This is a genomic window from Vibrio sp. V03_P4A6T147 (assembly GCF_002241085.1).
GTDB lineage: Bacteria > Pseudomonadota > Gammaproteobacteria > Enterobacterales > Vibrionaceae > Vibrio > Vibrio anguillarum.
Map to the genome: position 1 here is coordinate 24946 of NZ_NDIO01000312.1, position 9297 is coordinate 34242.

General features: G+C 48.1%; 8 protein-coding genes and 1 riboswitch. Of the genes, 2 read left to right on the plus strand and 6 right to left on the minus strand.

Going from position 1 to position 9297, the window contains the following annotated elements:
* Complete coding sequence (gene mgtE, locus B9J84_RS12235) at nt 1-1356, plus strand: magnesium transporter (RefSeq protein WP_017043402.1); 1356 nt, start codon at nt 1-3, stop codon at nt 1354-1356.
* A gap of 97 nt (nt 1357-1453) precedes the next feature.
* Here the strand turns inward: mgtE and pmbA are convergent, their stop codons facing one another.
* Entirely contained in the window at nt 1454-2797 is a 1344-nt protein-coding gene (gene pmbA, locus B9J84_RS12240; RefSeq protein WP_010318811.1) for a metalloprotease PmbA, read from the minus strand.
* 108 nt (nt 2798-2905) lie between these two features.
* On the opposite strand from pmbA, the gene yjgA reads away from it, so the two are divergent.
* Complete coding sequence (gene yjgA, locus B9J84_RS12245) at nt 2906-3433, plus strand: ribosome biogenesis factor YjgA (protein WP_010318810.1); 528 nt, start codon at nt 2906-2908, stop codon at nt 3431-3433.
* Between the two features lie 55 nt (nt 3434-3488).
* Here the strand turns inward: yjgA and thiQ are convergent, their stop codons facing one another.
* The 5 genes from thiQ to mpl all read right to left on the minus strand — a co-directional run bounded on the left by thiQ (nt 3489) and on the right by mpl (nt 9021).
* Nucleotides 3489-4193, minus strand: coding sequence for a thiamine ABC transporter ATP-binding protein (gene thiQ / locus B9J84_RS12250; protein WP_094124239.1), 705 nt, complete (start codon nt 4191-4193; stop codon nt 3489-3491).
* Nucleotides 4187-5782, minus strand: a complete 1596-nt coding sequence (gene thiP, locus B9J84_RS12255; RefSeq protein ID WP_019282525.1) for a thiamine/thiamine pyrophosphate ABC transporter permease ThiP — start codon at nt 5780-5782, stop codon at nt 4187-4189. The genes thiQ and thiP overlap by 7 nt, the downstream gene beginning before the upstream one ends.
* Before the next feature lie 13 nt (nt 5783-5795).
* Nucleotides 5796-6788: a thiamine ABC transporter substrate binding subunit gene (gene thiB / locus B9J84_RS12260; protein ID WP_094124240.1), complete on the minus strand. Its 993-nt coding sequence runs from the start codon at nt 6786-6788 to the stop codon at nt 5796-5798.
* Nucleotides 6789-6854: 66 nt separating this feature from the next.
* A riboswitch (TPP riboswitch) is annotated at nt 6855-6974 on the minus strand.
* A gap of 29 nt (nt 6975-7003) precedes the next feature.
* The gene (locus B9J84_RS12265) at nt 7004-7633 is read right to left on the minus strand and encodes a flavin prenyltransferase UbiX (protein ID WP_094124241.1); all 630 of its coding nucleotides are present in this window, start codon (nt 7631-7633) and stop codon (nt 7004-7006) included.
* A gap of 38 nt (nt 7634-7671) precedes the next feature.
* Nucleotides 7672-9021, minus strand: coding sequence for a UDP-N-acetylmuramate:L-alanyl-gamma-D-glutamyl-meso-diaminopimelate ligase (gene mpl, locus B9J84_RS12270; protein WP_094124242.1), 1350 nt, complete (start codon nt 9019-9021; stop codon nt 7672-7674).
* Nucleotides 9022-9297: the final 276 nt, after the last annotated feature.

A 9297-nucleotide genomic window follows, 5' to 3' on the forward strand; every position in this document is an offset into this window, starting at 1 on the left:
ATGGCCGAGCAAATTGAATTTGATCAAGCTCACCTAACCCTCCAAGAAGTCAGCGAAGCTTTAGAAAATGGTCGTTTTGTCCATGTCCGTCGCCAATTGCAGGACATGGAGCCAGAAGATATTGCTCACCTCTTAGAAGCCTCTCCACGTAAAAGCCGGGAGGTGTTATGGCAACTCACCGACCCAGAAGACTACGGTGAAATCCTTGATGAGCTCAACGAAGACGTCAAAGATGCCCTAGTTTCCAAAATGGCACCCGAAAAACTGGCAGAAGCGACCGAAGGCATGGACACCGATGACGTGGCCTATGTACTGCGTAGCTTGCCAGATGACGTGTCACGCGAAGTGCTTTCGCAGATGGACAGCGCTGATCGCCAGCGCGTTGAAACCGCGCTCTCCTATTCAGAGGAAACAGCCGGCGGGATCATGAATACCGACGTGATCACCATTCGTGGTGACGTTGATATTGACGTGGTTTTACGCTATTTACGCATGCGCGGCGATCTGCCCGAAGCAACCGATGCACTTTACGTGATTGACGATGAAAGTAAGCTGATTGGGCATCTCTCACTCACCACCTTGCTGACCACGCAACCGGATATTCCAGTAAGTGAAGTCATGGATGATGCCGATGAGGCGATTTTGGTCACCACCAGCGACTCAGATGTTGCCAGCCTGTTTGAACGTCGCAACTGGGTGTCCGCGCCTGTGGTGGATGAAAACCAGCACTTGGTCGGTCGGATCACCATTGATGACGTCGTTGACATCATTCGTGAAGATGCCGAACACTCAATGATGAGTATGGCTGGTATGAACGATGACGAAGATACCTTTGCTCCAGTAGTCAAATCCGCACGTAAACGGACCATCTGGCTTGGGGCAAATGTTTTGGCCGCCCTCGCCGCAGCCTCTGTTTCTAACATGTTTGAAGCAACACTGGATCAAATGGCCGCCATTGCCGTGCTAATGACCATAGTGCCCTCAATGGGTGGTGTCGCAGGTAACCAAACCGTGGCCTTGGTCATTCGTGGTTTAGCATTGGGACATATCGGTGACAGTAACCAACGCGAATTGCTATTCAAAGAAGCGGCAATCGGTTTTTTAAATGGCATCATGTGGGCTACCATTATTGGCGGCATTGTGGTGGTATGGAAAGGCAATTGGATGCTTGGCGGCATCATTTCCGCAGCAATGATGGCCAACCTACTCATTGCCGGGATCGCCGGCGTCACCATCCCAATTTTACTGAAAAAAATGAAAATCGACCCGGCTCTTGCTGGCGGAATGGCGTTAACAACCGTCACCGATGTGGTTGGGCTTTCGGTCTTTCTCGGCTTGGCGACCATTTTGATGTAGCCCTATTTTGATGTAACCCTATAGTGATACATACCCAAACCACCCATAAAAAAAGCTTGGTTGTTATACCAAGCTTTTTCATATTCAGCTTAAGCGATTATTCGCCCGCAATTTTCATCGATTCAAGTAAAATAGACCCAGTTTGGATTTGCGAGCGTGTTTCGACATCACTCCCTACCGCCACCATTTGCTGGAACATATCTTTCAAATTGCCCGCGATAGTAATCTCAGATACAGGGTATTGAATCACACCGTTTTCAACCCAGAAACCAGCGGCGCCACGCGAATAATCACCTGTCACTGCATTAACACCTTGGCCCATCACTTCAGTGACTAACAAGCCTGTGCCTAACGCTTTAAGCATCTGCTCAAAATTTTGTCCTGTGGATTGAACATACCAGTTATGGATGCCACCCGCGTGACCAGTTGGAGTCATCTTCATTTTACGAGCGGCATAGCTGCTCAGAAGATAAGTCGAGAGCACGCCATCGGTAATGATTTGGCGGTCTTGCGTAAACACCCCTTCACTATCAAATGGGCTTGATGCCAACGCACGCAATACATGGGGTTTTTCGGCAATATTGAACCAATCGGGTAAAATTTTCTCGCCTAACTTATCAAGTAAAAAGGAAGATTTACGATACAAGCTGCCACCACTGATCGCCATCACCAAATGACCAATCAAACCTGTCGCTACATCCGCGGCAAACATCACCGGAACTTTGCCCGTCTTCAATTTTTTTGCATCTAAACGGCTGATGGTTTTTTCTGCAGCTTGTTGCCCGACCAGCTCTGGCGACCATAAATCGTCGCGGTGACGTGCAACGGTATAGCTATAATCACGCTCCATCTCACCATTTTTACCCTCACCGATCACGCAGCAGCTAATACTATGACGGCTAGAGGCATAACTCGCGAGCAAACCATGGCTATTGCCATACACTTTCACACCGTAATGGCTGTCATAACTTGCGCCATCACTTTGTTTGATCTTGTTGCTGTAAGCTAACGCTTTCTCTTCTGCAGCAATGGCAATTTTAGCGGCCATGTCCGGGTTAGGTTCATCGGGATGGAAGAGATCTAAATCAGGAATATTTCGCACCATTAACTCTTTAGGTGCAGGGCCTGCATAAGGATCTTCAGAAGTGTAAAGCGCAATATCAAGCGCTGCAGCGACCGTCTGCGCAATTGCTTTTTCACTGAGATCTGACGTCGACGCACTGCCTTTACGTTGCCCACGATACACAGTGATGCCTAATGCCCCATCACTGTTAAATTCTACGTTTTCAACTTCACACATTCGCGTCGAAACACTCAGGCCGGTACTTTTGGTGATCGCCACTTCAGCAGCATCAGAACTGAGCGCAGCCATCTCTAATGCCTTAGCAACCGCCGCTTCAAGTTCGATGCGCTGCTGAGCAACTTGTTGTTTTACGTCCATATCTCATCAATTATTAGCAAACAATGCCATTAGGATAACAAGAATTTCGCTTTCTCCCCACGATTCTTGCTAAAATAGCTGACATACATAACTCAATAGATGAAGAAAATGGCGCGTAAGAATCAAAAAGCTCCTTGGGAAGAAGAAGAGGAGATCATTTGGGTTAGCAAAACCGAAATGAAAAACGACATGACTGAGCTACAAAAACTGGGTGAAGAGCTGGTTGCTCTGAAGCCATCTCAGTTAGCAAAAATTCCGATGTCTGAAGATTTGATGGATGCCATCAAAGATGCTCAGCGTTTTAGCATGGAAGCCAGACGCCGCCAACTGCAATACATTGGTAAAATGATGCGTACCATCGATGCTGAACCGATTCAAGCGGCATTGGATAAACTGCGTAACAAGCACTCACAAAATACCGCCATGCTGCATAAGCTCGAACAGATGCGTGATCGTATTGTGGAGAAAGGTGACAGCGCGATTGAAGATGCGATGGCACTCTATCCAGAGATGGATCGTCAACGTCTGCGCCAATTAGCGCGTCAAGCAAATAAAGAGAAAGCCAACAGCAAACCACCAAGAGCATCACGAGAGATTTTCCAAGTGCTCAGGGAGCATAACGATAAGTCAGTGTAACCTGTCATAGTGCTGATTAGACGCAAAAACCTCACCTAAACGTGTGAGGTTTTTTTTATTCCCCTGCACGCACAAAATCACTGAGCTGCGCGTCTGCGTGTTGTGCGGAAAGTGCCTCAATGCGATCACTCACTAACACATGTCCTTGAGCCATAAACGCAAAATGGCTCGCAATCGCTTTGGCATCACTAATATGGTGCGTCACCATCACAACAGTGATCGCTCTTTCTGCGGCTAACTGCTTAACCAAAAGCAGCATCTCTTCTCTGAGTAGCGGATCCAAGGCGGAAAAGGGCTCATCCAGCAGCCAGATAGGATGTGGTTGTACAAAACAGCGCGCCAGAGCAACTCGTTGACGCTGCCCCCCTGAGAGCTGCTCAGGCAAGCGATCAAGTAGCGCTGCCAAACCCACTTGCTGCGCGGCGCACTCAACTAACGCCTTTTGCGAAGTGGTTAATTTCAGCCCCGGATGTAACCCAAGGCTAATATTTTCACGCACAGTGAGATGGGCAAAAAGATTGTGCTCTTGAAACAGCATCGAAAAAGGACGCAAGTGTGGCTCCTGCCCAAGTAAGGATTGCCCTTGCACTTGGATATCGCCGCTTTTCGGTGCAATAAAACCCGCAACTAAGCTCAGTAAAGTCGACTTGCCCGCGCCACTTGGCCCCATCAAAGAGAGAATCGCCCCTCGCGGTACAGAGAGCGAAAATTCAAACCACTCCTGTTGATACTCATACTGCACAGCCTTGAGTTCTAACATTGCTTTACCTTTGAATGTGAATGAAATAACCGCTCAATGAGGGCAAAACACCCCACACTGAGTAGCAACAGCGTAAGAGAAACCACCGCCGCCGCTTGCATTTGGTAACTGCCCAGCAGTTGGAACAGGTAAAGCGGTAAGGTTCTAAACTCTTGGCTACCAAATAGAGCAATCGCACTTAAATCCCCCATTGAGAGCAAAAAGCTGATCGCAAAGGCATGCGCTAAGGGTTTACGCAACGCACGCAGCTCAATCACTTGCAAACGCTGCCACCCTTTAATGCCAAGGCTGGCACATAACCATTGATATTGCTGCGCGATATGCAGCATAGGTTGCGCCAATGTTTTCAACACATACGGCAATGCCATTAAGCCATTGACGAAAAAAACCACCCAATACGCTAAGCTAAATGCATCGGTCCAGATACGCAGTAACAGAAAAAGCCCGGTGCTGATAACAAGCCCTGGCGTGACCAAAATAATCGCGCCAATCAACTCTAGTTGGTCCGCCTTACGGTTGTGCTGCTGCAGGCGCAAAGCGCGAGTCGTGATGAGTATGGCAACCCCAGCCGAAACAGCAACCACGCTTGCCAATAACGCCACTTGCAGTGAAGCCCAAAGCGCACGCCAGAATTGCTCATCACTCAAGACGTGAAAAAGCTGCGAATTTAAACCGCTCAAGATGACCATCACCAGCGGCGGAAGTACTAACAGCAACGCAAGGAAGATCCATGCGCCGTCCCAACATTGCGCTTTGCGATTATCTCGACTAACCACATAATCACTCGCTTGACGCCCTGTGGTGATGGCTAACGGCTTCGCTAAGCGTGAAATGGATAGAGACAACAGCCCGCATAACAGCATCTGCCACAGCGCAAGCAGCGCGCCGGCTTGTAAATCAAAATCAAATTTGATCGCCTGATAAATCGCCAGCTCAATCGTGGTTGATTTAGGCCCGCCGCCAAGTGCCATCACAGTGGCAAAACTGGTAAAACAGAGCATGAACACCAAACCACAGACATGAGGAAGCTGCTGACGCAAACGCGGCCATTCAACCCAACGAAATTTGTGCCAATGACTCATGCCAAGATGCGCGCATAACTTATGTTGTTCAGCCGGGATCGACTCTAACGCTTGCAGCAATAAACGGCTGGCATACGGGAGATTAAAAAACAGATGCGCCAGTAAAATACCGTTTAATCCGTAAATGGAAAACGGCAGTTTGCTATCAAACCACGCAAGCAGCGAGGCGAGCAGACCGCTATTACCATAAATGGCCAACAAACCAAATACGCCCACCAGCACCGGAAGCACTAAGGTCGTTGCAAACAATTTGATCAGCAGCGCACGTCCCCAAAATCGACGACGGTAAAGTGCGTGAGCAACAGGAACCGCGAAACCAACACTGAGCAGCATCGACAAGCTAGCTTGGTAAAAACTAAATTGAGTAACATGGCGATAATACGGGTCTTGCCATACGTGCATCACATTTAAGCTGGGTGCTTGTAACAGCAACGCCGCCAACGCACTGATGACAAAGGTCGCGACAAGCATCGCGACCCCAATACCTATTTTAGGAATAGCATTCAAACTTTATCGAACCTTAAAACGTTAAGGCGGTTTGCCACTCACGGATCCACACTTTACGCATCTCAGACACCTCTTGTGCGCTAAAGGTGAGCGCCTTTGGTGGCACAGCCAGCGTTTCAAAACCTTTCGGTAGCGCGACAGACGTCACAGGATACATCCAGTTTCCGGTTGGCATCACCGACTGAAATTGATCACTTAAAATAAAGTGCATGAACTCATCGGCCAATTTGCCGTTACCACTGTGTTTTACTTTCGCAGCCACTTCCACTTGCATGTAGTGTCCTTCGGCAAAATCAGCAGCCGCGTACTTGGCGTCATTTTCCGCAATCAAATGATAGGCTGGAGAGGTGGTGTAAGAGAGCACCAGATCGGACTCACCTTTTAGAAACATCGCATAGGCTTCTGACCAACCTTTGGTGACTGTCACCGTCTTATTGGCGAGCTGTTGCCATGCTAAATTGGCTTTCTCACCATAGACAGATTTCATCCACAGCAGTAAGCCTTGACCGGGTGTTGAAGTGCGCGGATCTTGATAAATCACTTTAAGATCATCGCGCTTTTCTACCAACTCTTTTAAGCTTTTTGGTGGGTTTGCTAATTTCTCTTTATTGTAAACAAAGGCAAAATAGCCGTAATCATAAGGAACAAATGTTTCATCACTCCAACCACCGGGTAGCGTGACTTGGCCCGTCTCGACATTATGATTTGCCAATAAGCCAGTCTGTTTGGCCTCGGCCATTAAGTTGTTATCTAAACCGAGTACGATGTCTGCTTTACTGTTATTACCTTCAAGACGCAAACGGTTTAGGATCGATACCCCATCATCGAGTGCCACAAACTGAAGATCGCAAGCGCATTGTGCTTCGAATGCTTTTTCAATCGCCGGTCCCGGGCCCCATTCTGATGCGAACGAGTCATAGGTATAAACGGTAAGGATATTGTCAGCGGCATGCGCTGAAAAAGAGGTGATGGTGGCAAGTGCAATGGTATTAAGAGTGGTGTTCAACTGGTCGCTCTCCTTGGTTGAGCGGCACAGGCTTGAGGAGGATGAGAATATTCCATTATTCCTATTCTGAGATCCTAACCCAATTCCTACGCCAGCATTATCTGGTTCAGGTTTACGGGTCCCAAGCTCACGCTTGATCTCAGCAGCATTCATTGAGATGAATGATTTGCTCCCCGTTGAGTGAGGTGGATTGTAATTGGAATTAACGCAATAAGCTACACCGTTGGGCGTGAGTCATATCCCCAACGTGGCACAAGCCCTTGTTCAACGCCCAAATGGTCTAAAATACGCGCCACCATAAAATCGACCAAGTCTTCAATTGACTGCGGCTGATGATAAAAACCGGGGGCAGCGGGCATAATGGTGACGCCCATTTGCGACAACTTGAGCATGTTTTCTAAATGTAAGGTGGAAAACGGAGTTTCGCGCACCACTAACACCAGTTGGCCACGCTCTTTCATCACTACATCGGCAGCACGTTCGATCAAATTATCGGACATGCCATGGGCAATCGCCGCAACGCTGCCTGCCGAACATGGGCACACCACCATCTGTTTTGGCGCAGCAGAGCCCGAAGCCACTGGAGAGAACCACTCTTCTTTGCCACACACGACAAGCTGTGAGGCATCGCAGTGTAAATGTTCCACCAACGCAGCTTTGGCTGCCTCAGTCCCACTGGGCAACTTCAAACCGTGCTCGGTTGCAAGCACAACGCGCGCGGCCGAAGAGATCAAAAGATACACTCGGTAATCTGCAGCCAATAAACACTCCAACAGACGAAGTCCGTAAGGAGCACCTGAAGCGCCAGTAAAGGCTAAAGTGATGGCTTTCTGTTGTATTGTCATAACTCTCTATTTCGTTTGTGTCGCTGGCATTACATGGCTTAATTTAATGCAAGTAGGAGCTTGTTATGAATACCTTCAAAGCCACCATTGCTCATCACCAAAATGTGATCGCCCGGCTGGGCTTCCTGCGCAATTTGCGCGACGAAAGCATCAATATCATCATTCACTTGCGCTGGTTGTGAGCATTGATCAGCTACATCCTGCACCGACCAAGCAAGATTGTTCGGCTGATAGAGATAAACTGAATCGGCTTGCTGTAATGACGCCGCTAAAGTTTGCTTATGTACACCCAACTTCATCGTAGCCGAACGAGGCTCTAAAACCGCGATAATTTTCTGATCGCCTACCTTGTTACGTAAACCACCCAAAGTAAGTTCAATGGCCGTTGGATGATGAGCAAAATCGTCATACAACGTAATACCGTTCACTTCGCCTTTGAGCTCTAAACGACGTTTGGTATTGATAAATTTGCCCAAAGCTTGACAGGCTAAATCTGGAGTGACCCCTACGTGACGCGCCGCGCCAATCGCCATTAAGGCGTTATCGACATTATGATCGCCAACCAAATCCCAAGTTACGCACCCCACGCGTTCATTGTCAAAGAACACATCAAATTGCGAACCATCACGCGTGATTTTTTCAGCTTTCCACTGCGCTTGCTCACCGGTAAACTCGGTTTCGCTCCAGCAGCCACGTGCGAGAACATCCGCTAATGCCTGCTCTTTTTGCGGAGCAAAAATACGACCATTGCCCGGAACAGTACGCACTAGATGATGAAATTGGCGCTTAATCGCTTCAAGATCGTCAAAAATGTCCGCATGATCAAACTCTAAGTTGTTCAACACTAAAGTGCGTGGGTGATAATGGACAAACTTAGAACGCTTATCGAAAAAAGCGCTGTCATATTCATCGGCTTCAACCACAAAAAACATGCTTTCGCCCAAACGCGCAGAAATACCAAAGTTGCCAAGTACGCCTCCCACCAAAAAGCCTGGTTGGTAACCACAATCTTCCAAGATCCACGCCAACATGCTCGACGTGGTGGTTTTACCGTGTGTACCAGCCACCGCAAGAACCCAGCGGTCATGCAACAGGAACTCTTGCAACCATTGCGGGCCAGAGGTGTAACGCAAGTTGTGGTTCAGCACATATTCAACACACGGATTGCCGCGACTCATGGCGTTGCCAATCACCACCAAATCAGGCTTGGGCTCTAATTGAGCAGGGTCAAAGCCTTCGATAATCTCGATACCTTGAGACTCCAATAACGTACTCATCGGTGGGTAAACGTTGGCGTCGCTGCCGGTAACTTTATGACCTAATTGCCGCGCTAAAACGGCAACACCGCCCATAAACGTACCGCAAATCCCAAGAATGTGAATATGCATAAATCCTAGCCTCGCACATGGCGTTGTGAGTGATTGCCTCCATTATCACCATCCATTTAAGAAAAGCGAGCATGTTTGCAACTTCTAAAAAGTCGACAAACAAATTGAGATCTCAATCTGTTACTTCATTACCATTAAAAAGATCTAAGCCCTAAAATCGCAGTGTTACCCAAACGTTATCAAATGGGTCACTCGTTTCGGCCGACATCCCAACAAGAGGATGCGTTGTGAAACAATCACTCCCCCCTATATAGCTATGTTAAGGAAATAACATGT